General features: G+C 65.4%; 23 protein-coding genes. 11 read left to right on the forward strand and 12 right to left on the reverse strand.

Annotation, left to right across the window (positions count from 1 at the left end; translation table 11 throughout):
- The first annotated feature begins 48 nt into the window (after nt 1–48).
- The 3 genes from uvrB to AZOLI_RS05480 all read left to right on the forward strand — a co-directional run bounded on the left by uvrB (nt 49) and on the right by AZOLI_RS05480 (nt 4,086).
- Complete coding sequence (gene uvrB / locus AZOLI_RS05470; protein ID WP_014247597.1) at nt 49–2,190, forward strand: excinuclease ABC subunit UvrB; 2,142 nt, start codon at nt 49–51, stop codon at nt 2,188–2,190.
- Nucleotides 2,191–2,284: 94 nt separating this feature from the next.
- Nucleotides 2,285–3,190, forward strand: coding sequence for a lytic transglycosylase domain-containing protein (locus tag AZOLI_RS05475; protein WP_014247598.1), 906 nt, complete (start codon nt 2,285–2,287; stop codon nt 3,188–3,190).
- Between the two features lie 32 nt (nt 3,191–3,222).
- A complete protein-coding gene (locus tag AZOLI_RS05480) occupies nt 3,223–4,086 on the forward strand; it encodes an alpha/beta fold hydrolase (protein WP_014247599.1) in 864 nt (287 codons plus the stop codon).
- A 21-nt stretch (nt 4,087–4,107) separates the two neighbouring features.
- On the opposite strand, the gene AZOLI_RS05485 is transcribed toward AZOLI_RS05480, so the two are convergent.
- Nucleotides 4,108–5,280, reverse strand: coding sequence for an alpha/beta hydrolase (locus AZOLI_RS05485; protein WP_014247600.1), 1,173 nt, complete (start codon nt 5,278–5,280; stop codon nt 4,108–4,110).
- A 189-nt stretch (nt 5,281–5,469) separates the two neighbouring features.
- On the opposite strand from AZOLI_RS05485, the gene AZOLI_RS05490 reads away from it, so the two are divergent.
- Complete coding sequence (locus tag AZOLI_RS05490; RefSeq protein WP_014247601.1) at nt 5,470–5,958, forward strand: hypothetical protein; 489 nt, start codon at nt 5,470–5,472, stop codon at nt 5,956–5,958.
- A gap of 20 nt (nt 5,959–5,978) precedes the next feature.
- Here AZOLI_RS05490 and AZOLI_RS05495 read toward each other — a convergent pair whose 3' ends face one another.
- Nucleotides 5,979–6,605: a GNAT family N-acetyltransferase gene (locus AZOLI_RS05495; RefSeq protein ID WP_014247602.1), complete on the reverse strand. Its 627-nt coding sequence runs from the start codon at nt 6,603–6,605 to the stop codon at nt 5,979–5,981.
- Between the two features lie 415 nt (nt 6,606–7,020).
- Here AZOLI_RS05495 and AZOLI_RS32320 point away from each other — a divergent pair, with 415 nt between their 5' ends.
- Entirely contained in the window at nt 7,021–7,173 is a 153-nt protein-coding gene (locus AZOLI_RS32320; RefSeq protein WP_014247603.1) for a hypothetical protein, read from the forward strand.
- 114 nt (nt 7,174–7,287) lie between these two features.
- Here the strand turns inward: AZOLI_RS32320 and AZOLI_RS05500 are convergent, their stop codons facing one another.
- From AZOLI_RS05500 to AZOLI_RS05515, 4 genes are all read right to left on the reverse strand, one after another.
- Complete coding sequence (locus AZOLI_RS05500) at nt 7,288–8,634, reverse strand: globin-coupled sensor protein (RefSeq protein ID WP_014247604.1); 1,347 nt, start codon at nt 8,632–8,634, stop codon at nt 7,288–7,290.
- Between the two features lie 361 nt (nt 8,635–8,995).
- Nucleotides 8,996–9,886, reverse strand: coding sequence for an RNA polymerase sigma factor RpoH (gene rpoH, locus AZOLI_RS05505; RefSeq protein WP_014247605.1), 891 nt, complete (start codon nt 9,884–9,886; stop codon nt 8,996–8,998).
- Between the two features lie 736 nt (nt 9,887–10,622).
- The gene (locus AZOLI_RS05510; protein ID WP_014247606.1) at nt 10,623–11,033 is read right to left on the reverse strand and encodes a MucR family transcriptional regulator; all 411 of its coding nucleotides are present in this window, start codon (nt 11,031–11,033) and stop codon (nt 10,623–10,625) included.
- A 34-nt stretch (nt 11,034–11,067) separates the two neighbouring features.
- Nucleotides 11,068–11,343 (reverse strand): HU family DNA-binding protein, encoded by a 276-nt coding sequence (locus tag AZOLI_RS05515; RefSeq protein WP_012974184.1) that lies wholly within the window; start codon nt 11,341–11,343, stop codon nt 11,068–11,070.
- A 469-nt stretch (nt 11,344–11,812) separates the two neighbouring features.
- On the opposite strand from AZOLI_RS05515, the gene AZOLI_RS05520 reads away from it, so the two are divergent.
- On the forward strand, nt 11,813–12,805 hold the full coding sequence (locus AZOLI_RS05520; RefSeq protein ID WP_044549760.1) for a TerC family protein: 993 nt from the start codon (nt 11,813–11,815) through the stop codon (nt 12,803–12,805).
- A gap of 51 nt (nt 12,806–12,856) precedes the next feature.
- Here AZOLI_RS05520 and AZOLI_RS05525 read toward each other — a convergent pair whose 3' ends face one another.
- The 6 genes from AZOLI_RS05525 to AZOLI_RS05550 all read right to left on the reverse strand — a co-directional run bounded on the left by AZOLI_RS05525 (nt 12,857) and on the right by AZOLI_RS05550 (nt 19,353).
- Nucleotides 12,857–13,321 carry a hypothetical protein gene (locus AZOLI_RS05525; RefSeq protein ID WP_014247608.1) on the reverse strand — a complete coding sequence of 155 codons (465 nt, stop codon included), beginning with the start codon at nt 13,319–13,321 and terminating at the stop codon, nt 12,857–12,859.
- On the reverse strand, nt 13,314–15,266 hold the full coding sequence (locus AZOLI_RS05530; RefSeq protein WP_014247609.1) for an acetoacetate--CoA ligase: 1,953 nt from the start codon (nt 15,264–15,266) through the stop codon (nt 13,314–13,316). The genes AZOLI_RS05525 and AZOLI_RS05530 overlap by 8 nt, the downstream gene beginning before the upstream one ends.
- A gap of 232 nt (nt 15,267–15,498) precedes the next feature.
- The gene (plsY, locus tag AZOLI_RS05535; protein ID WP_044549763.1) at nt 15,499–16,134 is read right to left on the reverse strand and encodes a glycerol-3-phosphate 1-O-acyltransferase PlsY; all 636 of its coding nucleotides are present in this window, start codon (nt 16,132–16,134) and stop codon (nt 15,499–15,501) included.
- The gene (locus AZOLI_RS05540) at nt 16,103–17,410 is read right to left on the reverse strand and encodes a dihydroorotase (RefSeq protein WP_014247611.1); all 1,308 of its coding nucleotides are present in this window, start codon (nt 17,408–17,410) and stop codon (nt 16,103–16,105) included. Before AZOLI_RS05540 ends, plsY begins: the two co-directional genes overlap by 32 nt.
- Nucleotides 17,407–18,384: an aspartate carbamoyltransferase catalytic subunit gene (locus AZOLI_RS05545; protein ID WP_014247612.1), complete on the reverse strand. Its 978-nt coding sequence runs from the start codon at nt 18,382–18,384 to the stop codon at nt 17,407–17,409. Before AZOLI_RS05545 ends, AZOLI_RS05540 begins: the two co-directional genes overlap by 4 nt.
- Before the next feature lie 81 nt (nt 18,385–18,465).
- Nucleotides 18,466–19,353: a transcriptional regulator GcvA gene (locus tag AZOLI_RS05550; RefSeq protein ID WP_014247613.1), complete on the reverse strand. Its 888-nt coding sequence runs from the start codon at nt 19,351–19,353 to the stop codon at nt 18,466–18,468.
- Between the two features lie 171 nt (nt 19,354–19,524).
- Here AZOLI_RS05550 and AZOLI_RS05555 point away from each other — a divergent pair, with 171 nt between their 5' ends.
- The 5 genes from AZOLI_RS05555 to AZOLI_RS05575 all read left to right on the forward strand — a co-directional run bounded on the left by AZOLI_RS05555 (nt 19,525) and on the right by AZOLI_RS05575 (nt 22,063).
- Nucleotides 19,525–19,764, forward strand: a complete 240-nt coding sequence (locus tag AZOLI_RS05555; protein WP_014247614.1) for a DUF1127 domain-containing protein — start codon at nt 19,525–19,527, stop codon at nt 19,762–19,764.
- 4 nt (nt 19,765–19,768) lie between these two features.
- Nucleotides 19,769–20,239, forward strand: a complete 471-nt coding sequence (locus tag AZOLI_RS05560) for a GFA family protein (RefSeq protein WP_014247615.1) — start codon at nt 19,769–19,771, stop codon at nt 20,237–20,239.
- Nucleotides 20,236–20,658 (forward strand): GFA family protein, encoded by a 423-nt coding sequence (locus tag AZOLI_RS05565; RefSeq protein WP_014247616.1) that lies wholly within the window; start codon nt 20,236–20,238, stop codon nt 20,656–20,658. Before AZOLI_RS05560 ends, AZOLI_RS05565 begins: the two co-directional genes overlap by 4 nt.
- A gap of 178 nt (nt 20,659–20,836) precedes the next feature.
- Complete coding sequence (locus AZOLI_RS05570) at nt 20,837–21,196, forward strand: cupredoxin domain-containing protein (RefSeq protein ID WP_014247617.1); 360 nt, start codon at nt 20,837–20,839, stop codon at nt 21,194–21,196.
- A 36-nt stretch (nt 21,197–21,232) separates the two neighbouring features.
- Complete coding sequence (locus AZOLI_RS05575; RefSeq protein ID WP_014247618.1) at nt 21,233–22,063, forward strand: FTR1 family iron permease; 831 nt, start codon at nt 21,233–21,235, stop codon at nt 22,061–22,063.
- Nucleotides 22,064–22,134 lie beyond the last annotated feature (71 nt).

Consider the following 22,134-nt stretch of genomic DNA (forward strand, 5'->3'; position numbering starts at 1 on the left):
TAATCAGTTCCCGTTCCGTACCCCTCCTCTGATCCGGATCGCCGCCCCATGGCAAGCCCCGTCCTGTCCGCCATTCCCGCTAGGCCACTGGCGAAGCTGGAAGCCGGAAAGCAGTTCGTCATCGTGTCGGACTATACGCCTGCGGGCGACCAGCCGAACGCCATCGAGGAACTGACCGCCGGTCTCCGGCAGGGTGAGAAGGATCAGGTGCTGCTGGGCGTCACCGGATCGGGCAAGACCTTCACCATGGCGCACGTCATCCAGACGGTGCAGCGCCCGACGCTGATCCTGGCGCCCAACAAGACGCTGGCGGCGCAGCTGTATGGCGAGATGAAGTCCTTCTTCCCGAACAACGCGGTGGAATACTTCGTCTCCTACTACGACTATTACCAGCCGGAAGCCTACGTCCCGCGCACCGACACCTATATCGAGAAGGAATCCTCGATCAACGAGCAGATCGACCGCATGCGCCACTCGGCGACGCGGGCTCTGCTGGAACGGGACGACGTCATCATCGTCGCGTCGGTGTCCTGCATCTACGGTATCGGCTCGCTCGAGACCTACTCGGAGATGACGGTCGACCTGCGCAAGGGCGAGGTGATCGCCCAGCCTGAGCTGCTGCGCAAGCTGACCGAGCTGCAATACAAGCGCAACGACGCCGCCTTCGGCCGTGGCCTGTTCCGCGTGCGCGGCGACACGGTGGAGCTGTTCCCGGCTCACATGGAAGACCGGGCGTGGCGCATCTCGCTGTTCGGCGACGAGATCGAAGGCATCCACGAGATCGACCCGCTGACCGGCGAGAAGCTGGCGGCGCTGGAGGCCGTGCGCGTCTATCCGAACAGCCACTATGTGACGCCGAAGCCGACGCTGAATCAGGCGATCAACCAGATCAAGAAGGACCTGAAGGACCGGCTGGAGGAGTTCGCCGCGGAGGGCAAGCTGCTGGAAGCGCAGCGGTTGGAACAGCGCACCACCTTCGACATCGAGATGATGGCTGCGACCGGGTCCTGCGCGGGCATCGAGAATTATTCCCGCTATCTGACCGGCCGCGCAGCGGGCGATCCGCCGCCGACCCTGTTCGAGTATCTGCCGGGCGACGCTCTGCTGATCGTCGACGAGAGCCACGTCATGGTGCCGCAGATCGGCGGCATGTACCGCGGCGACCTTGTGCGCAAATCGACGCTGTCCGATTACGGTTTCCGCTTGCCCAGCGCCAAGGACAACCGCCCGCTGAAGTTCGAGGAATGGGAGGGCATGCGGCCGCAGACGGTCTTCGTCTCCGCCACCCCCGGCCCGTGGGAGCTGGAGCGCACCGGCGGCGTCTTCACCGAGCAGCTGGTCCGCCCGACCGGCCTGATCGATCCGCCGGTGATCGTCCGTCCGACAGAGACCCAGGTCGACGACCTGATCGGCGAGTGCAAGGAGGTGGTCGCCAAGGGTTATCGCGTGCTGGTCACCACCCTGACCAAGAAGATGGCGGAGGCGCTGACCGAATACATGCACGAGGCAGGCCTGCGCGTGCGCTACATCCACTCCGACGTGGAGACGCTGGAGCGCATCGAGATCATCCGCGACCTGCGGCTCGGCGCCTATGATGTGCTGGTCGGCATCAACCTGTTGCGCGAGGGGCTGGACATCCCGGAATGCGCCCTGGTGGCGATCCTCGACGCCGACAAGGAAGGCTATCTGCGCTCCAAGACCTCGCTGATCCAGACCATCGGCCGCGCGGCGCGCAACGTCGATGGGCGGGCGATCCTCTATGCCGACAAGATCACCGACAGCATGAAATACGCCATCGACGAGACGGCACGCCGCCGCGAGAAGCAGATGGCCTACAACCTTGAACACGGCATCACGCCGGAATCGGTCAAGAAGGCCATCGGCGACATCCTGGAAAGCGTGTTCGAGCGCGGCGACCATGTGACGGTGAAGACCGGCCTGAACTCCAACGAGCTGGTCGGCCACAACCTCAAGAGCGTCATCGCCGACCTGGAAAAGCGCATGCGTGCCGCCGCCGCCGACCTGGAGTTCGAGGAGGCAGCCCGCCTGCGCGACGAGCTGCGCCGGCTGGAGGCGATGGACCTCGGCCTGGAAACTCCCGGCAGCATCGGCATCAGCAGCGCCCGCCAGGGCCGCGGCATTCCCGAAGGCGCACCGAAGAAGCAGGGCCGGCGTCGGCGCGGCCCCTGACCTGTGAAGAACTGGGCGCCCTTGTCCCGAACAGGTTGCATCACCATACTCCCGCTTCCCGTGCGATGACGCGGGTTCGCAGGAGGACAGAGGTTTGCCGGTTCGTCGTGTCGTGATGGTGCCGCTGGTGGCGCTGGCGCTGGCGCTGTCGGGCGCCGGGTTGGCATCGGCGCCCATGGCTGTCGCCGCGGATGCCAAATCCTCGATCAAGCCGGCATCCGTCGCCGAACTCCCACCGCCGTCGCTCAAAACCAAATCCGGCGACTGCGAACTGGCGGAGCAGGGCGACGCCAATGCCGCCTTCCGGCTGGCCCGCCGTTACCTGTTCGGCAAGGGCGTGCGCAAGGACCGGCGGCTCGGCACCGCCTGGCTGCGCGCGGCAGCCTCGCGCGGGCACCCGGAGGCCCGCCGGCTGGTCAACTATGTTCCCGGCCGCATGGGACGCATCCGCCCCTGGTGCCGCCCGGGTGCCGGCCCCGTGCGCGAGGTCGGACCGCCCCCGGCGGAGGTCGTGTCGCTGGTCAACGCCATCGCACCGAAATACGGCGTCGACCCGGCGCTGGTGCTGGCGGTCATCCAGGCCGAGAGCGCCTTCCGGACAGATGCGGTATCGCCGAAGGATGCCGCCGGGCTGATGCAGCTGATCCCGGACACCGCCGACCGGTTCGGCGTCGGCGACGTCTTCGATCCCAAGGAGAACATCACCGGCGGCGTGAAGTACCTGCGTTGGCTGCTGGCCTATTTCCAGGGTGACGTGACGCTGGCGCTGGCCGGCTACAATGCCGGCGAAGGTGCGGTGGACCGCTACAAGGGCGTCCCGCCCTATGAGGAGACGCGGAATTACGTCAGCATCATCCGCCGGAGCTACGCCGCCGCCCGTCATCCCTTCGACCGGTCGGTGGCCCTGCCGTCATCCGCACTCCCCGCCATTCGCGATGCGGCCGCCGGCGATAGCGAGGCGGAGTTGCCACGCAGCGCCAAATCGCCGAAAAAGGGATGAGCCCCGTCATCGCTGAACAGGAGTGCCCGCCCGTGCCGATGTCCGAACGCAGCGTCCTCGGCCTCAGCGCCGCCGGCTTCCACAAGGTCGCCTATACCCAGTGGGGGCGCGACGATGCCGCGCGGACTGCGATCTGCGTCCACGGGCTGACCCGCAACGGCCGCGATTTCGACCGGCTGGCACTGGCGTTGGCGGACCGCTGGCGGGTCGCCTGTCCCGATGTGGTCGGGCGCGGGCGCAGCGACTGGCTGCCGGTGCCGGCGCTCTACGGCTATCCGCAATATTGCTCGGACATGGTGGCACTGATCGCCCGTATGGGGGTGGAGACGGTCGACTGGGTCGGCACCTCGATGGGCGGGCTGATCGGCATGACGCTGGCGGCCCAGGCCAACAGCCCGATCCGCCGCATGGTCATCAACGATGTCGGCCCCTTCATCGCACAAGCCGGCCTGCAGCGCATCGCCGACTATGTCGGCAAGGACCCGGTGTTCGAGGATCTGCCGGCGCTCGAATCCTACCTGCGCTTCGTCCTGATGGGGTTCGGCACGATCGGCGACGAATGCTGGCGCCATATGGCGGAGCACAGCGCCCGACCGCTGCCCGACGGCAGATTCCGCCTCGCCTACGATCCTGGTATCGGCGAAGCCTTCAAGACCGCGCCGGTCGGCGATGTCGATCTGTGGGCACTGTGGGACCGCGTGCGCTGCCCGGTGCTGGTCCTGCGCGGTGCGGATTCCGACCTGCTGAGCGCCGAGACGGCGGAACGGATGGCGGAGCGTGGTCCGGGAGCGGCCGGTCTGGTGCGGGTGGTGGAAATCCCGAACACCGGCCACGCCCCGTCCCTGATGACGGACGACCAGATCGCGATCGTCCGCAATTTCCTTGCCCAGAGCTGAGCATTCGATGGGGGAATGGCCTCAGTTCACCCGGCGAAGCACAGTGTCCAGCCGGCCGCGGCCGTCCCTGTCCAGCCAGGTGGCGGAGACCCGGCCGTCCGCCCGCAGTCGATAGCGCAGCATGTTCCGGCCCTTCTCGTCGAAGACCAGCTCGCCGTTTTCGATCCGGCCCTTGCGGCGCACCCGTTCGAAAGGCTGGTCGGCCTCCATGCCGGCACCCAGCAGATAGTCGGCATAGACGGCGTCGCCATCAGCCTTCTCTACCGACAGCGCGACCTCGCGGCCATTGATGTAGCTGCCGTACCACATGCCCATGAAGGGGCGCAGGGCGGCAGTAGTATCGACATCCCCCTTGGCAGAGCCGGAAGCGCTGGCGGGCAAGGCGGCCTGCAGGAGTTCGGCACTTGGGCTGCGGCCCCAGGATTCGTCGCAGGGCGGATCGTTCGGGGCCGGCGGCGCCTCGGCGAAGCGGACGATGCAGGCACCGAAACGGCGGACGAACAAGCCGGTGTTGGCGGCGCCATGGCCGGGCAGAAGCGACGGCTGGTCGATGATCAGGCTGCTCAAGCCGCGCTGCGCCAGGATGTTGCGCGCCGGCTCCGCCCGCCCGCCCGGATCGAAATCGTCGCCGTGAAAGAAGAACATCATGACCCGGGCCCGGCGGACCGAGCGCAGGATCGGCCAGAGCTGGCCGGCGTTCTCACGGTAGCTGTCATAGGCTTCGGTGAAATTGCCGAAGGCGGCCGGCGCGGTGGCGATGACGGAATCGATGGCATTGGTCTGTCCGGCGGAGATCAGCGAGATGAAGGCGCCAAAAGATTGCCCGGTCAGCGCGACACGGCGATAGCCCTTGGTCTTCAGCATGTCGGAATAGCCGGCCAGCGCGCGGGCGCTGTTGGGCAGAGTGTCGCTGACCCGCATGCGGTCGAGCCGGAAGACGTCCCACCCGGCATCGCGCAACGTCTTCATATAGAGCGGGGTAGGGGCCTCCGAGTCCTCCGAATCCACCGAACGGCCGTGGCTCCACACCACCGCACCGCGTGCCATGGCCGGGCCGGACAGCGACGCCTCGCCATAGGCAGGTTTCAGAACGATCTGGGCCGCCGCCGGGCGGACCTCCGTTAGCCCCCCCGCAATGCCCAATCCAACCGTCGCGATCAGTCCGAGAACAGCCCCCCGAAGCGTCCGCATCATCCCCACCGATTCCCCTGTGCTGCGAGTCGCTCCAGGATTGGTCCCGGTGGTTAACGCGTCCTTTCCGGCATTCCGTACGCCCACCGGAAGCCGCATTTTGTCACAGCCGATATCTGCAACTAAGAATGACTCGCAGTTTGGCGCGTGTGGCGTTAGGATGCGCACGCAACCGAACGAAGGAGCATCGGCATGTGCGGGACGGTGGAAGAGGGGCGGCCGTCGCCCTGGACGGTGACGGACCTGACGACGGCAGAACGGGCGCTGTTGACCGGCGTGCGGCAGTGGTTCCGTGCCGGAACCGCAGGTGCGATGGCGTCGATGCGCATCGGTCTGAATGTCGCCGGCGTACCGAACACTGCTCTGCTGCCGCTGTTCGCGCTGCTCGGCACCTTTGCCGTGTCGGGCGCCCGCAAGCCCGAGATCCGCTGCCCGGCCTGCAGCCGGATCAGTGCGGACGAGGCGGCCTTGTTGGACTCGCTGGCCGCGGTGCAGAACGGCGACGCGGAGGTCGCGGCACAATACCTCGACCGTTGGCTTCCCCTGGTTGCTCTGTGCATGGCAACCGACGCCATGCGCGAACTGGGCGGCATTCTGGACGGTGCCCGTATCTATCTGCCGCGGCGGCGCTCGGCCCGGCTGGTGCCGCTTCCGCCCGGTGCGGCGCTCGCGGCGGAATAGCGCCCGGATCGGCCGATGTCCTAATCGGTGGCCAGGCGCAGGCCGCGGCCACCCTCGGGCTTCGCGCTGTCCATCATGCGCTTCTGCAAAAGCCATTGGTCGATGGCGACGCGGACCAGCCGGCCTTCCGGCGTGTGGTAGAGGAACTGTCCGCGTTCCCGGCCGCAATGTTCGTATCCCAGCCGCTCATAGAAGGGCAGAACCCCCGCATTGTCGCGGTCGACGCCCAGTTCCGCGAAAGGCACGCCCCGCTGGACAACCAGCCGTTCCGCTGCCCGCACCAGCCGGACGCCGAGCCCAAGATGCCGGAAAGGCGGGAATACGCGCAAAGCCCACAGCGTCGCCCGGCCGCTCGGCCGCTTGCGCAGGAAATCGATGCAGATCTGCCCGACGGGAAAGCCGTTGACGTCCGCCAACAGCATTGCGCCATCACCACGCTCCTGAAGTCGGAAGGCCCCGGCTATGATCTCGCGGTGGGGCGTGTGCAGGCCGTACCATTCCAGGGTCGCTAGGTCGTCCTGCCTTGCCGGCCGGATGGTCACCGGCAGGGCGAGCGTCGCATGGCCGTCCTCCTCCCCCGCTTCCGTCCCGAACCGCCCGTTGGCGCCCGTGCCGCTCGTTCCGGTGCGGCGGTGTGCTGTTGCCATGTGCCGATGCCTCGCAGGTGCTTTCCCGCCCTCGGTGGCCGCCGGGATCGCGGCCTTCGGTGACAACCTACACGGCGTGCCGTCGTTCCGACGCTGTGCGGTCGGGATAAGGCTTTCGGCCATAGCGGTGAAGCAGGCTCTGAATGGTCGGAAAGCAAATATGTATAAAATTTATTATAAAATACGTAATCGGATGCTGCGCGATGGACATGAGTAGCAATGGTAATTACAGGAGAAGGATGGATTATGAACTACGCTCAGGGTTGAATGACGGAAGTCTTATTGACGTGATGGGATGCTCTTTGATATCCATTGATGACCAAGGGGATTTCCGTTCGATGAAATGAACTGGACAGAATATCTCTAAAATACCAGTAATTGAGCGGGGGATAGGGCGATGATGAGAATTGTGAACATGGGACGTACCGGCATTTTCGTCGCGATGCGCGGCGGCGTTGTCACCAGCCTCGGCGGGCGCAGCCACTGGCGCAGCGCCGATGAGGTTCGGCGCGCTGCCCAGGCGGAAAACATCGCGGTCAGCGATTTCGTGGTCCGTACGCTGCCCTGACCGACGGCTTTTCCGAGCCGTCGCCTTGCGGGACCGGCGGGCAGATACGAAAAAGGGCGCGTTCGACGGAACGCGCCCTTTTCCTATTGGACAGTCTGGTAACTCTGGTGTCGATCACCCCGCACGGACGCGGGCGAGGAAGCGGTCGACCTCCATCCGCAAGGTGGTGGACTGACGCGACAACTCGTTGGTCGCTTCCAGAACCTGCCTCGCCTCTTCGCCGGCACTGTTGGCGGAGGCGTTGACAGCGACAATCGTCTCGCTGACTTCGCGGGTGCCGATGGAAGCCTGCTGGACGTTGCGGGCGATTTCCGTGGTGGCCGCACCCTGTTCCTCCATCGCGGTGGCGATGGAGGTGGAAATCTCATTGATGCGGGCGATCGTGCCTGAGATCGACCTGATGGCGCCGACCGCCTCCTGCGTGGCGCCCTGGACGGCGCCGATCTGGGAATTGATCTCCTCGGTCGCCTTGGCGGTCTGGTTGGCAAGGCTCTTGACCTCGCTCGCCACCACGGCGAAGCCCTTGCCTGCCTCGCCTGCGCGCGCTGCCTCGATGGTGGCGTTCAGGGCGAGCAGGTTCGTCTGGCTGGCGATGTCGTGAATCAGCTTCACCACCTGACCGATCCGGCTGGCTGCGTCGGCAAGCCCCTGCACCGTGGCGTTGGTTCGCTCGGCCTCGGTCATCGCGGCGTTGGCGATGGCGGCGGACTGGGTCACCTGATGGCTGATCTCGCCGATGGAGGCGGTCAGCTCCTCCGCGGCGGCCGCAACGGTCTGGATATTGACGGACGCCTCTTCCGCGGCGGCGGCCACCTGGGTCGATTGCTCGCTGGTGGTTTCGGCGGTGCGGCTCATCGCCTGTGCGGTGCCCTGAAGCTGTTGTGCTGCGCTCGCCACCGCCTGAACGACACCCTTCACCTCCCGTTCGAAACTGTCGGCGGTGCTGCCCAGTTCCCGCGCAATGATGGCCGCGGTGTTCAGGTCGATATAGACCGAGGTGGCGAGATCCATGTCCAGGAACACCGCCTTGTTGATCGCCTGGAGCAGTTGCGACAGCTTCTCCGGCTTCTTACGGTGAATCTGGGTGGCCAATTCGATCAGCTTGTTCAGGGTGAAGCAGTAGGCGCCTGTGTACCAGCGCGGCTCCAGCCCGATGCGCTGATGCGTTTGGCCGATCTTCAGGACCTGATTGACGTAGGCCTCGTCGAAGGTGCCGGTGAAGACATTGCGCAGCCAGTGTTGCTTCTGCAGGTCCCGCGCACGGCCGGTCACCGCCGGGTTCACCAACATGGGGGCGACCTGCGGTACCGAACGGAGATAACCGTAGAATTCCTCCAGAATCTGATCGATCCGTTGCGCCAGATAGGGCTGGAATTCGCGAAGCGTTGCCTTCGTCGCCTCGTCGATGCGCAGGAAGGTGATGCGGTCAATGATCGACTGAGTCTGGGCAGCGTTCGACATGGAGCCCCTCTCCCATTATGGATATGACTAGCGTACTAAGAATTGCCAGAATTGCAAACTTTCTTGCGGGCGGGACATCATGCGCAGGCACTCGCATCTTTGAACCGGTCACTTTGTCGCAGAGCCTCTACCATGGGTAATCGATCATCGCCGCAATTCGGCTGGTTGGTGGATTATTGCTCGTCATCGAAAAAAATGCCGGCGGAGCCCTGGGGCGCCGCCGGCATAAAGGTCGACAGGTCTGGAGGCAACAGGCGGGCCACGGCCCGCGGAAGCGATGCGACGGAGTTCGTCCGGATGGCCGGCGCCGCATGATGCCCGTCCGGAGCGGAACCTGCGCCGAACAGGAAACCCTGTGGGATCAGGCCACCATCGGAGCGGCCGGACGACGAAGAGCCTGGGCGGCGCTGAGCACCGCCTTCTGAAGCTTCTCGAAAGCCCGCACCTCGATCTGGCGCACGCGTTCGCGCGAGACCGAGAATTGCTGGCTTAGGGCTTCGAGGGTGGAGGGATCGTCCTTCAGACGGCGCTCGAACAGGATGCGGCGTTCACGCGCGTCCAGCCGGTCGAGGGCCTGACCGACAAGCCGGCGGCGCAACGCCAGTTCGTCGGCTTCCGCCAGCATGGTGTCCTGCGTGGGACGGTCATCCGCCAGCAGTTCAAGCCAGTTGGTCTCGCCATCGGTCGACAGGGTGGCGTCGAGCGAGCTGTCGTTGGCGGCGAGGCGGCGGTTCATCTCCACCACCTCGGTTTCCGGCACGTCCAGCTCGGCGGCGATGGTGGCCACCGTCTCCGGCGACAGGTCGCCCTGCTCCAGCTCGGCCATCTGGCTCTTCAGCCGGCGCAGGTTGAAGAACAGCTTCTTCTGGGCGGCAGTGGTGCCCATCTTCACCAGCGACCAGCTATGCAGGATGTATTCCTGGATCGCGGCACGGATCCACCAGGTGGCATAGGTGGCGAAGCGGAAGCCGCGCTGCGGATCGAACTTCTGAGCGGCCTGCATCAGGCCGACATTGCCCTCGGCCACCAGATCGACCAGCGGCAGGCCGTAGCCGCCGAAGCCGCGGGCGATCTTGATCACGAGGCGGAGATGGCTGCCCACCAGCTGCTCCAACGCCTGTGGACTGCCACGCTCCCGCCAGGCGATGGCGAGGTCGCGCTCCACGTCCGGCGCCAGGATGGGGAAGCGCTTGGATTCCTCAATGTAGCGGGTCAGGCTGGCGTTTTCACCGGTCAGCAGTTTCTTCAGCACGCGAATGCCTCCTCTCCAACGCTTCATGGGGCAGCCCGCAATCGGGGCCGGCCCCTGTCGGGACCCATGGCGGGAATCGCCCCTGAGGCGATGAACCAACGGCGGACTGTGGCGCGAACGTAGGATTAACGTCCGTCGATCCGACCTTAGCTGTTGTGGGGTTTGTATTTTGCCCGGTGTCGCAAGGAACCACGTCCTTTTGACAATGTTAATGTGGCCGCGGATTTGCGGCGGATCAAGCCGGGAAAGGGCATGTTCCGGGTGTTTTTCGGCGTATACCCAGGCTCTTCTTCCACCCGCACCGGCAGTCTGGGAGAGGACGCAATCCTATGACCCCTGACGTTCAGCCGGGTGACGTTCGGGCAGTCGTTCCTCCTCCGATCGGCCGGCGCAGGTCCGGGCGGACTGCCGTCGACATACCGCATCCGCGAAATGGAATGGCTGCAGGTCAGCCGGCGGAGCGGAAGGCAGCTATGCCTCTACGGTGAGGAGGGTGATAGGACCGCCCATGGTCCCTCAACCATACCGGAACCCTAGATGGGAAGGCCGATCCGCTTCGCCACCCGAACATTGGTCATAGGCCATCGAGGCTGGTTGGGGGTAAGGCGGGGGGAACAGGATGGGCCGGAGCCTGCGGTTCTCCAGGCTCATTCGTTGCCCGTCTGGGCAGGCGAAAATGAGAAAGGCGCGGCCGAATGGCCGCGCCTTTCTGGAAACACATGGCGATGAAGACCGATTATTCGGCCGCCGCACGCTTGCGGCCGAGGCCGAGCTTGGTCGCCATTTCCGAACGCGCCTTGGCATAGTTCGGCGCGACCATCGGATATTCGGCCGGCAGACCCCACTTGGCACGGTAATCGTCAGGCGTCATGTCATAGACGGTCTTCAGATGCCGCTTCAGCATCTTCAGCTTTTTCCCGTCTTCCAGGCAAACGATGTATTCCGGTGTGACCGATTTCTTGATCGCGACCGCCGGAACCAGTTCGGCCTTCGCCTGGGTCGGCTTCTCCTCACCCAGATTGCGGAAAGCCGCCTGGACGCTGTTGATCAGCGTGGGCAGGTCGTGGACCGGCACCGAGTTGTTCCCGACATAGGCGGCAACGACCTTGGCGGTCAGCGATTGCAGTTCGGTTTGATCGATGGTCATGGCTGCACTCCCCTGGGACTTGGTTGCGTGCGTGTCAGCCGTTCACCAGATCGCGCAGCTGCTTGGCCGGCTTGAACTTCGGAGCCTTGGAAGCGGCAATCGCCACGACTTCGCCGGTGCGGGGGTTGCGGCCTTCACGGGCGGCGCGCTCGGCCACCTCGAAGATGCCGAAACCGGCCAGGCGCACATCTTCGCCGCGGCCCAGCGCGCCGGAGATGCCCTCGAACACCGCCTGAACGACCTTGGCCGCGTCGGCCTTCTTGATGCCGGCGTTGGTGGCGACGGTTTCGATCAGTTCGGCCTGGTTCATGCAAAACTCCATTTGGTCGGTTTGGTTTCGGTTTTTCGGAGTTATTGGCAGAACGGCACCATCCGCACAAGAGCGAACACAGACTGGGCAACCGTTGGTGTTTTTCTTGCGCGACATTCGTTCCCTATCTGTGGCGGCATTGCATCAAGCGCCGAGTCCCGGAGCTGCGCATGCCTGTGCAGCCGCAGTTTCCCACGCCTCAGCGCCTGTGCAGCGCGCGATGGCTCCCCGCAGCCGGCGCGACTCGCCGAAGGTCGACATCCGCCGAATTTCAATGACGACAAAGAGAGCCGGTTGCGTATGTGATTGAGATGCAAAAATTCGGTCTTGCGGCATCTTGACCGGAGACGAGGCAACACCATTTGCCGGAAAGTTCGGGTCCGGGTCCCTCTGGCGGCCGAGGCGTCGGTCGTGATGTCGGAACCGCTTGATTTCACCGCTGACGCAGCGTCATCAAGTGGGTCTTATAATGGATGGTATGTTTGCAACGGTTTTCCTCGAATTTTTGGGAAAACCAATCTGGATTTGGCTTATTTTCATCGGCGTCGTCCTGACGCTCCTGGTCTTGGATCTGGGTGTTCTCAACCGCCGCGACCACGTCATTGGGGTCGGTGAAAGCCTGAAGCTGTCGGCTTTCTACATCGCGGTCGCAATGCTGTTCGGCGGCTGGGTCTGGTACTCGATGGGCTCGGAGGCAGGCCTTCAGTACTACACCGGCTTCTTCGTCGAGAAGAGCCTGTCACTGGACAACGTATTCGTCATATCGCTGATCTTCAGCTACTTCGCCGTACCGCGCGAACTGCAGCATCGCGTGCTGTTCTGGGGTATCCTGGGCGTCATCGTGCTGCGTGGCCTTATGATCGCCGCCGGTGCGGCCCTGGTTTCCGAGTTCCACTGGGTCCTCTATCTCTTCGGCGCCTTCCTGGTGCTGACCGGCATCAAGATGCTGTTCGCGAAGGACGAGGAGACCAACCTCGGCGAGAATGTGGCCCTTCGTTTCCTGAAGCGCCATATCCGGGTGACCGACCGCTTCCATGGCCATCACTTCATCGTCAAGGAGCCGAGCGGTCCGGGCGGCGCGATGCGCTGGGCGGCTACCCCGCTTCTGCTGGCGCTGATCATGGTCGAGTTGGCCGACCTCGTCTTCGCGGTCGACAGCGTGCCGGCGATCTTCGCCATCACCACCGATCCGTATCTGGTCTATACCAGCAACATCTTCGCCATCCTCGGCCTGCGTGCCCTGTATTTCGCTCTGGCGGCGATGGTCCATCGCTTCCGTTACCTGAAATACGCGTTGGCTCTGGTGCTGGTGTTCATCGGCGGCAAGATCTTCTACACGCAGTTCTTCGGCAAGCCCGACCCGCTGATCGCGCTGGGCGTCACCTTCGCCCTCATCGGTGGCGGCGTGCTGGTGTCGCTGTGGAAGACCAGCCGCGAAACCAAGACCGCGGCGGCCGAGTAAACTATCGGGTGGGAACGGGGGCGGCACGGGTGTGCCGCCCCTTTTCCTTGTTCAGAACCCCAGCCTGACCAGCTCAGCAATGCTGTCCGCCGCATTGCGGTGGAGGATGAAACGGCCGCCGGCCGTCTCCCAGGGATCGCGGGCCTTCTCGCGGTCATCGACGAGGACCGCGCCGGGGCTGGCATAGCGGGCCTTGTCGCGGGCCATGCAGGTGATGACCGGCACATCGGCCCCCAGCATGCGGGCGACCCAGCGCTTCTTCTGTTCGGGTGCCCAGCTGCCCAGCGGCAGGCCTGTTAGGATGGTCGGCCGGTAGGGAGCGCAGAACTGCCAGAGCTCCTGCGCGTCATGCATGAACTCCAGCGTGCCGAAGAAATCGGAGTGGCGGGACAACGCCCGCCACATCTCCTTCATCGGCAGCTGTTCCGGCCGCTTGCCGGTGACCGCGACCACGCCGCGGTCGAAATCGGCAAGCACGCCGTCGAGGTCGAGGAACAGCGCCGCCACCTCAGGCATTGCTCAGTTCCGTCCGCTCGCGGAACTCGTCGAGCGCCTGCGGGTTGGACAGTGCCTCCGTGTTCTTGATCGGGCGGCCATGGACGGCGTCGCGCACCGCCAGCTCCGTGATCTTGCCGGACCTGGTGCGGGGAATGTCGGTGACCTGCACGATCTTCGCCGGCACATGGCGGGGGGAGCAATTGTCCTTGATCCGCTTGCGGATGGTCGCAGCCAGCGCCTCGTCCAGTGTCATGCCCTCGCGCAGGACGACGAACAGAACGACGCGCACGTCGCCATCCCATTCCTGGCCGATGCAGACCGCCTCCATGATTTCTGGCAGTTGCTCGACCTGACGATAGATCTCCGCCGTGCCGATACGCACGCCGCCGGGGTTCAGCACCGCGTCCGAGCGGCCGTAGATCACCCAGCCGCCATGCTCCGTCTGTTCGATGAAGTCACCATGGACCCAGACATTGGGGAAGCGGTCGAAATAGGCGGAGCGGTACTTCGCCCCGTCCGGATCGGCCCAGAATCCGATGGGCATGCTGGGGAAGGGGCGGGTGCAGACCAACTCGCCCTTCTCGCCACGCACGGCAACGCCGTTGTCGTCGAACGCCTCCACCGCCATGCCGAGGCCGCGCGTCTGGATCTCGCCCTTCCACACCGGGGCGATCGGGTTGCCCAGCACGAAGCAGGACATGATGTCGGTTCCGCCGCTGATCGAGGCGAGATGGATATCCTGCTTGATGGAGCGGTAGACGAACTCGAAATTTTCCGGCATCAGCGGCGAACCGGTGGAGGCCAGAGCGCGGACGCTGGCGAGAGAGTGGGTCTTCGCCGGCTCCAACCCGGATTTCTCCAGAGACTGGATGAATTTGGCCGAGGTGCCGAACAGCGTCACCTGCTCCGCATCCGCATAGTCGAACAGGATGTTGCCGCTGGGGGCGAAGGGCGAGCCATCATAGAGGACCAGCGTCGTGCCGCTGGCCAGACCGGTCACCAGCCAGTTCCACATCATCCAGCCGCAAGTGGTGAAGTAGAACAGCCGATCACCGCGCTTCAGGTCGCAGTGCAGCCGGTGTTCCTTCACATGCTGAAGGATGGTCCCGCCGGTCCCATGGACGATGCATTTCGGCTTTCCGGTGGTGCCGGAGGAATAGAGGATGAACAGCGGATGGTCGAAGCCGACCCGTTCGAAAGTCGGTTCGGCCGCCGGGTAGGGGGCCATGAAATCCTGGAGGCCGACGGCACCCGGAATCGTCGAGAGGTCCGGCGCCTTGTCGACATAAGGCACGATCACGGTGGCGACGACCGTCGGCAGGTCCTTCAGAACCTCAGCCACCTTGGCCCGCACATCGTGGCTCTTGCCGTTGTACCAGTAGGCGTCGGGGGTGAAGACCACCTTCGGTTCGATCTGGCCGAAGCGGTCGGTGATGCCCTGGATACCGAAATCGGGCGAGCAGGAGGACCAGACCGCTCCCAGGCTGGTGGTGGCGATCATCGCCGCCAGAGTTTCCGGCATGTTGGGCATGATGGCGGCGACGCGGTCGCCCTTGCCGACGCCCTTGGCCTTCAGCGCCTGCTGCAGGCGGGAAACGGTGGCCTTCAGTTCCGCCCCGCTCCAGCGGTACTTCACCTTGTCCTCGCCCCAGAAGACGACGGCGTTGTCGTCGGGGGCGCCGGCCAGCAGATTCTCGGCATAGCTGAGGCTTGCTTCCGGGAACCAGCGGGCGCCGGGCATCCTGTCGCCGTCGAGCAGATCGACACTGCCGAGGTCACCGGTCAGCCCGGCCCACTGCCACAGGAATCGCCAGAACCGCTCCTTCTCCGCGATCGACCAGTTGTAGAGCGCGTCGTAATCGTCCAGCCGCAGTCCGAAGTGCGCATTCGCCGCCTCGCGGAAAGCGGTCAGGTTGGCCTGAGCGATGCGCTCCTCATTCGGGCTCCACAGCGGAGTGTCCATTCTCGGTTCCCTCAGCGTCTCGTTATCCACCGGCGTCAGCGGCCGGCTCGCCTGCCGGGTTGTTGGTTCGTGTCCCGGATTGCCGTGCAGCATAACGCATTGCCGCACCGGTTGTCTGCGCCTGGGTGGTGGAAGCGGATAGGGTCGACCGGCGCGAAGCGGAACGGAAACAAGGGGCTACAAACGAAAACGGCGGGGAGTCTCCTCCCCGCCGTTCATGCCTTGCTGCCGATCAGGCCGCTTTCTTCTTGCCGGAACCGATCTTCGGTTCCTCGCCCTTCAGCAGGCGGCGGATGTTCGCCTCATGGCGGATGAAGACCAGCACGGCGATGAACAGGCAGAGGCCGGCGACCAGCGGCCCACCGAAATACCAGCCGGTCAGCGGGCTGACGCCCAGCGCCGTCAGAGCCGACAGCGACGAGATTCGGAACAGGGCCGCCATCACCAGCCAGGTCAGGCAGGCGAGCAGACCGACCGGCCATGAAATCGCCAGCAGAACGCCGATCGCCGTCGCCACGCCCTTGCCGCCCTTGAAGCCCAGCCAGACCGGAAAGCTATGGCCCAGCATGGCGCCGCCGGCGGCCAGCACCGCCGCTTCGGGACCGGCCCACCACAGGGCCAGCAGCGCCGCGATGGCGCCCTTGCCACTGTCCAGCAGCAGGGTTGCCAGTGCCAGAGGCTTGTTGCCGGTGCGCAGCACATTGGTGGCGCCGATGTTGCCGGAGCCGATCTGGCGGATGTCGCCCAGCCCGGCCAGTCGGGTCAGCACCAGCCCGAAAGGGATCGAACCCAGCAAATAGCCCAGCAGGGCTGCAAGCACGAGTGTGAACACCGGATCAGTCCTCCGCCTGCCAGACGGTGCGTCCATCCACGATGGTGCGCAGCGGTCGGCCCTGGACTGGGCGGTTCTCGAAAGGCGAGTTCTTCGACTTCGACTTGAAACGGCCGACGTCGATCTGCCAGGGCACGTCGAGGTCGAAGATGACCAGATCGGCCGGCCCGCCCTTCACGATGCGGCCGACGGCCAGATCGAGGATCGCCGCCGGGTTGGACGTGACGCAGGCCAGCGCCTTCAGCAGCGGCATCTTGCCCTTGTGCACCAGTTCCAGCGTCAGCGGGAACAGCGTCTCCAACCCGATCACGCCGGGGGCGGCCTGGGCGAAGGGCAGGCGCTTCTGATCCTGGTCCTGCGGTACATGGTCAGACGCGATGGCGTCGATGGTGCCGTCGGCCAGACCCTCGACAATGGCCCGGCGGTCCATCTCGCCACGCAGCGGCGGCGACACCTTGGCATAGGTGCGGTAATCGCCGACATCGGTCTCGGTCAGGGCGAAGTAATGCGGGGCGGTATCGCAGGTCACCTTCAGCCCGCGCGCCTTGGCGCGGCGGATCAGGTCGACCGACTCCGACGTGGTGATGTGGGCGAAATGCAGGCGCCCGCCGGTCAGCTCGGCCAGCCGCAGGTCGCGCTCGATCATGATGATCTCGGCTTCGCGCGGGATGCCGACGAGGCCGAGGCGGGTGGCGATCTCGCCGGAGTTCATCATGCCGCCGGACGCCAGCGACGGCTCCTCCGGGTGCTGGACGATCAACTTGCCGAAGGTCTTGGCGTAGCTGAGCGCGCGGCGCATGGTCTTGGCGCTGACGATTGCCTTGGTGCCGTCGGTGAAGGCGACGGCACCGGCATGGCTCAGCAGGCCCATCTCGGTGATCTCGTTGCCTTCGGTGCCGCGCGTGGCGGAGCCGTAGGCGAAGACCTTGACCAGCCTCACCTCGCGGGCGCGCCGCGCGATGAACTCCAATCCGGCGACCTCGTCCAGCACCGGGTCGGTGTTGGGCAGCAACGCCATCGCGGTGATGCCGCCGGCCGCCGCGGCGCGGGAGGCGCTCTTGATCGTGTCCTTCTCTTCCTCGCCCGGCTCACCGATCAGCACGCGCATGTCAACGAGGCCGGGGGCGAGGCACTGGCCAGCCAGATCGACGACCTCCGCCCCCTCGGGCGTGGAGTCGCTGAACAGGCCGGGGCCGAAATCGGCGATGGTCTCTCCGTCGATCAGCAGGTCGGCGCGCTGGTCCAGCCCCGTCGCCGGATCCAGCAGGCGGGCGTTGCGGAAGACGGTACGGGTGTCGGTCGGGGCACTCATCGGGCGGCTCCCGCAAGGTCGGACTGGCGGCGTTCGCGGGTCAGCAGGTCGAGCACGGCCATGCGCACGGCCACGCCCAGTTCCACCTGATCGAGGATCATCGAGCGCTTGAGATCGTCGGCAACCTCCGAATCGATCTCGACGCCGCGGTTCATCGGACCGGGGTGCATGATGACCGCATCGGGCTTCGCCACCTCCAGCTTCTCGTAATCGAGGCCGTAGAAATAGAAATACTCGCGGGTGGACGGGACATACTGGCCGCTCATCCGCTCGGTCTGCAGGCGCAGCATCATCACCACGTCGGCGTCGCGCAGGCCGGTCTTCATCGAATGATGGACCTCGACGCCCAGCCGCTCGATCTGCGAGGGCAGCAGGGTCGGCGGCGCCACGCAGCGCACCCGCGCCCCCATGGCGTTCAGCAGGTGGATGTTGGAGCGCGCGACGCGGCTGTGCAGGATGTCGCCGCAGATCGCCACGATCAGCCCGTCCAGCCGGCCGAGACGGCGGCGGATCGCCAGCGCGTCCAGCAGGGCCTGCGTCGGATGTTCGTGGTGGCCGTCGCCGGCATTGATGACGGAGCAGTTGACCTTGTCGGCCAGCAGCTTCACTGCGCCCGAATCGGCGTGGCGAACCACCAGCGCGTCGAGGTGCATGGCGTTCAGCGTCATCGCCGTGTCAATCAGGGTCTCGCCCTTCTTCACCGAACTGCTGTCGGTCGACATGTTGATCACGTCGGCGCCCAGCCGCTTGCCGGCCAGCTCGAAGCTGGTGCGGGTGCGGGTGGAATTCTCGAAGAACAGGTTCACCTGCGTGCGGCCGTCCAACAGGTTGGACTTCTTCACGGGGCGGCGGTTCTGCTCGACATAGCCGTCGGCGAGGTCGAGGATCTGGGTGATCTCGCCGGCCCGCAGCCCCTCGATACCGAGGAGATGGCGGTGCGGGAAGACCGTGTCGGGGGACGGGTTCGCGCTCATGGGCGCGGACTATAGGAGCGGTCCGGCACGCCCGCAAGCCGTTCAAGACGACCGGCCGGCGCAGGACTTTCGCCGCGCTTTTCAGCCCATCCCCGCCTCTTCGAACAGCCAGTCGCGGAAGGCCTTCACCTTGGGCCGGGAAAAGTAATGCGGCGGCGCCACCACGTAATAGGCAAGGCTTCCCGGCAGCCGCACCTCGAACAGGCGAACCAGCCGTCCGGCGGCGATGTCGTCCGCCACCAGCACCCCGCGGGCGAGCGCGATGCCGTGGCCGTTGATCGCCGCCTGCAGCGTGAAGGACGAATCGTCGAATCGCAGGCCGCGCTCGGTATCCACGCCATCGATCCCCGCCGCCCGGCACCACACCGCCCAGGAGATGTTGTAGTCGTCGTGCAGCAAAGTGTGATGCCGCAGTTCCTCCGGATTCACCAGCGGCCGGTCGCCGGCAAGCAGCGACGGGTGGCCGACTGGGAAGATGTCCTCCGTCAGCAGACGCTCGACCCGCAGGTCTGACCACAGGCCGTTGCCGAAACGGATCGCCAGATCGACGTCGTGGCGGGCGAAATCGACCACCTGAGATGTGCTGTGCACCCGCACGTCCATTTCCGGATGGCGCTTCTGGAAACGCATCAGCCGCGGTACCAGCCATTTCGACGCGAAGCTCGGCATGGTGGAAATGGTCAGGGTGCCGCTGCTGTCGGCGCGGATCAGCCGGTCGGTCGCCTGGGACAGGGTGTCCATCGCCTCGCGCACCGGCGGCAGATAATTCTGCCCGGCCTCGGTCAAGGCCAGCGCCCGGTTCATTCGGCGAAACAACGGTAATCCGAGCCATTCCTCCAGCGCCTTGATCTGGTGGCTGACGGCAGCCTGTGTCACATGCAGCTCGTCTGCGGCTTTTGTGAAGGAAAGATGGCGCGCGGCGGCTTCGAAGGCGCGCAGCGCATTCAGCGGGGGCAGGCGGCGGGACATGGGAGGGGCGGACCGGAGAGTGGCTTCGGATTAGTTCAGCTAATCGATTCTATGAGAAACCGTCGTTTGTCGGCAAGCGGCCTCTGCCCCATCCTCAACTCCACAAGCGAACACACGAACCGGAGCGGCGAGGCGGATGCCCCGCTCCCTTTCCCCGGAGGAGACCGGATCATGGCAAAGGCTACGCAGTCGTTCCTCTCCAGCACCGACCTGTCCCACCGCGCTCCCGTCCGGGAGGGCAAGGGGGCCGGTCAATGGATGATCAGCCTGTTCGACCGCTTCGCGACCTGGAGCGAACGGCGGCGCCAGCGTCGGGCGCTGGAGGCTCTGCCCGACCATCTGCTGTCCGACATCGGCATTTCCCGCGTCGATGCGGAGCAGGAAGCCCACAAGCCCTTCTGGCAGGGCTGACCCCATGGCCGGCACGTCGAACGTCATGACGGAGCAGGGCAGGGAGGAGGGTCGGGTCTGGACCGGCGGCTGCCTGTGCGGTGGCGTGCGCTATGCCATCGATGTCCGGCCGGAACCGATCTCCTTTTGCCACTGCGCCCAATGCCGCCGCCAGCACAGCCATGTGGGGGCCTATACCGGAGCGCCGCGTGCGGCGTTGCGCCTGCTCAACGACGCGACGCTGACGTGGTATGCCTCTTCCAGCCGGGCACGCCGTGGATTTTGCGCGTGTTGCGGTGCCGGGCTGTTCTGGGAGGCACTGGACCAGGATCCGGCGAACGGCGATCCGCGCATCACGGTGACCGCCGGCAGCCTCGACGATGCGACCGGCCTCCGGGTGGAGCGGCACATCTTCGTCGACCACAAGGGCGCCTATTACGACATCGGCGCTGACGGCGTCGAACAGCGGACCAGCACGGGAGAAATCGTGGCATGAGCGGCAGTGGGAACAAACGGGAAACGCTGTCCGGAGGCTGCCTGTGCGGTGGCGTACGCTTCCTGCTGGCCGAGCGGCCGGACGGTGTGGTCACCTGCCATTGTGGGCAGTGCCGACGCTTTCACGGCCATATCGGCGCCTACATCACCGTTCCGCGCGATACCGTCATCTTCGACGCCGACGAGACATTGACCTGGTACCGCTCGTCCGATTTCGCGGAGCGGGGCTTCTGCGGCCGTTGCGGCTCCTCCCTGTTCTGGAAGGGCGACGGCAAATCGGAGATCGAGATCGCCGCCGGCAGTCTGGACCAGCCGACCGGACTGACGACGCTCTGCCACGGCTATGTCGAGGACAAGGCCGATTACTACGAGATCACCGACGGGCTGAAGCAGTTTCCCGGCTCGTCCGAGGTCGAATAACGATACGTCGTCACGGGTGATCCGGTGAAGGGCGTGGGCGGCCGCATCCGCGAAGGATGCGCGTTTCCGTCGCAGGTGCGTTGCAGCATCCGCGGGAGCCTTTTGTTTGACCATTGGCGGGTGGGGTGAGAATGATTTTCATAAGCAACGCCCCTACCAGCCCCGAGGTCTTCCGCGAATGCGCCGTCCATCGCTGCTGTCCGCCGCCTGCGCCGCCCTTTGGGCAATCGGCCTGACCGGTGCCGTCCTGATCCCCGCCGGTCCCGCACGCGCCGACGACATGGTGACCATCGTCATCAAGGACCACAAATTCGATCCGGCGGAGGTGAAGATCCCCGCCAACAAGCGCGTGACCCTGCTGGTCGACAACCAGGACGCCACGTCCGAGGAGTTCGAAAGCAACGAGATGAAGGTCGAGAAGATCGTCGGCGGGCGCAAGCAGATCAAGGTGATGGTCGGCCCGCTGAAGCCCGGGCGCTATCCCTTCTTCGGCGAGTTCCACGAAGCGACGGCGCAGGGCGCCGTGATCGCCGAGTGACGCGGTCCTGACCGCCCGCCAGTTCCGGAGACGACCATGCTCGCCAGTCTGATCATTGTGTTCCGCGAGGTCCTGGAAGCGGGCCTCATCGTCGGCATCGTGTTGGCCGCGACCCAGGGGGTGGTCGGGCGCGGGCGCTGGATCGCGCTCGGCATCGTCGGCGGCATCGTCGGCTCCTGCATCGTCGCCGCCTTCGCCGATGCCATCAGCGCGTTGTTCGCCGACACCGGGCAGGAGCTGTTCAATGCCGGGGTCCTCCTGATCGCGGTGGTGATGCTCGCCTGGCACAATGCCTGGATGGCGCAGCATGGCCGCGAACTGGCGCGCGACATGAAAGCTGTCGGCCATGCGGTGCGGAGCGGCGAGAAGTCGCTGGCGGCGCTGGCAATTGTCATCGGTGTTGCGGTGCTGCGTGAGGGGTCGGAGGTCGTGCTGTTCCTGACCGGCATCCTGGCGTCGGAGGAGGGCGGCATCGCCACCGTCGCCGCCGGCGGGCTGGGCGGCATGGCGCTGGGCGCGCTGGTGTCCGTGCTTCTCTATGCCGGTCTGGTGCAGATCCCGACGCGCCATCTGTTCTCCACCACCACATGGCTGCTGACCCTGCTGGCCGCCGGCATGGCCGCCACGGCGGTCAATTTCCTGGCGCAAGCCGGCATCCTGATGGCCGGCGGCACCATCCTGTGGGACAGCTCCGGCATCCTGCGCGACAACAGCCTGATCGGGCAGGCCCTGCATGTTCTGGTCGGCTACACCGACCGTCCGACCGAGGCGCAACTGGTCGCCTACGTCGCGGTGGTCGCCGGAATCCTGCTGCTGACCCGCTGGGCTGCCCGCGGTTCCTCCCGTGTGGCCAGCCCTGTCCGGTGATTCAATAGACACAAGGTATAGCCGGGCTGACGGTGAAGCGTCTGGTGCCGGCCCTTGAAATCACGCCATAG

Origin of the sequence: Azospirillum lipoferum 4B, assembly GCF_000283655.1 — a bacterium.
Taxonomy (GTDB): Bacteria; Pseudomonadota; Alphaproteobacteria; order Azospirillales; family Azospirillaceae; genus Azospirillum; species Azospirillum lipoferum_C.

Bases quoted from the DNA above. Each gene is read 5' to 3' on its own strand.
- AZOLI_RS05485 (WP_014247600.1), bottom strand. From the start codon at position 5,280: ATGATGCGGACGCTTCGGGGGGCTGTTCTCGGACTGATCGCGACGGTT.
- AZOLI_RS05565 (WP_014247616.1), top strand. From the start codon at position 20,236: ATGAGCGGCAGTGGGAACAAACGGGAAACGCTGTCCGGAGGCTGCCTG.
- uvrB (WP_014247597.1), top strand. From the start codon at position 49: ATGGCAAGCCCCGTCCTGTCCGCCATTCCCGCTAGGCCACTGGCGAAG.
- AZOLI_RS05540 (WP_014247611.1), bottom strand. From the start codon at position 17,410: ATGAGTGCCCCGACCGACACCCGTACCGTCTTCCGCAACGCCCGCCTG.
- AZOLI_RS05560 (WP_014247615.1), top strand. From the start codon at position 19,769: ATGGCCGGCACGTCGAACGTCATGACGGAGCAGGGCAGGGAGGAGGGT.
- AZOLI_RS05495 (WP_014247602.1), bottom strand. From the start codon at position 6,605: ATGGCAACAGCACACCGCCGCACCGGAACGAGCGGCACGGGCGCCAAC.
- AZOLI_RS05510 (WP_014247606.1), bottom strand. From the start codon at position 11,033: ATGACCATCGATCAAACCGAACTGCAATCGCTGACCGCCAAGGTCGTT.
- AZOLI_RS05550 (WP_014247613.1), bottom strand. From the start codon at position 19,353: ATGTCCCGCCGCCTGCCCCCGCTGAATGCGCTGCGCGCCTTCGAAGCC.
- AZOLI_RS32320 (WP_014247603.1), top strand. From the start codon at position 7,021: ATGGGACGTACCGGCATTTTCGTCGCGATGCGCGGCGGCGTTGTCACC.
- AZOLI_RS05515 (WP_012974184.1), bottom strand. From the start codon at position 11,343: ATGAACCAGGCCGAACTGATCGAAACCGTCGCCACCAACGCCGGCATC.
- AZOLI_RS05530 (WP_014247609.1), bottom strand. From the start codon at position 15,266: ATGGACACTCCGCTGTGGAGCCCGAATGAGGAGCGCATCGCTCAGGCC.
- AZOLI_RS05520 (WP_044549760.1), top strand. From the start codon at position 11,813: ATGGATGGTATGTTTGCAACGGTTTTCCTCGAATTTTTGGGAAAACCA.
- AZOLI_RS05490 (WP_014247601.1), top strand. From the start codon at position 5,470: ATGTGCGGGACGGTGGAAGAGGGGCGGCCGTCGCCCTGGACGGTGACG.
- AZOLI_RS05525 (WP_014247608.1), bottom strand. From the start codon at position 13,321: ATGCCTGAGGTGGCGGCGCTGTTCCTCGACCTCGACGGCGTGCTTGCC.
- AZOLI_RS05500 (WP_014247604.1), bottom strand. From the start codon at position 8,634: ATGTCGAACGCTGCCCAGACTCAGTCGATCATTGACCGCATCACCTTC.
- AZOLI_RS05545 (WP_014247612.1), bottom strand. From the start codon at position 18,384: ATGAGCGCGAACCCGTCCCCCGACACGGTCTTCCCGCACCGCCATCTC.
- AZOLI_RS05570 (WP_014247617.1), top strand. From the start codon at position 20,837: ATGCGCCGTCCATCGCTGCTGTCCGCCGCCTGCGCCGCCCTTTGGGCA.
- AZOLI_RS05575 (WP_014247618.1), top strand. From the start codon at position 21,233: ATGCTCGCCAGTCTGATCATTGTGTTCCGCGAGGTCCTGGAAGCGGGC.
- AZOLI_RS05555 (WP_014247614.1), top strand. From the start codon at position 19,525: ATGGCAAAGGCTACGCAGTCGTTCCTCTCCAGCACCGACCTGTCCCAC.
- plsY (WP_044549763.1), bottom strand. From the start codon at position 16,134: ATGGACGCACCGTCTGGCAGGCGGAGGACTGATCCGGTGTTCACACTC.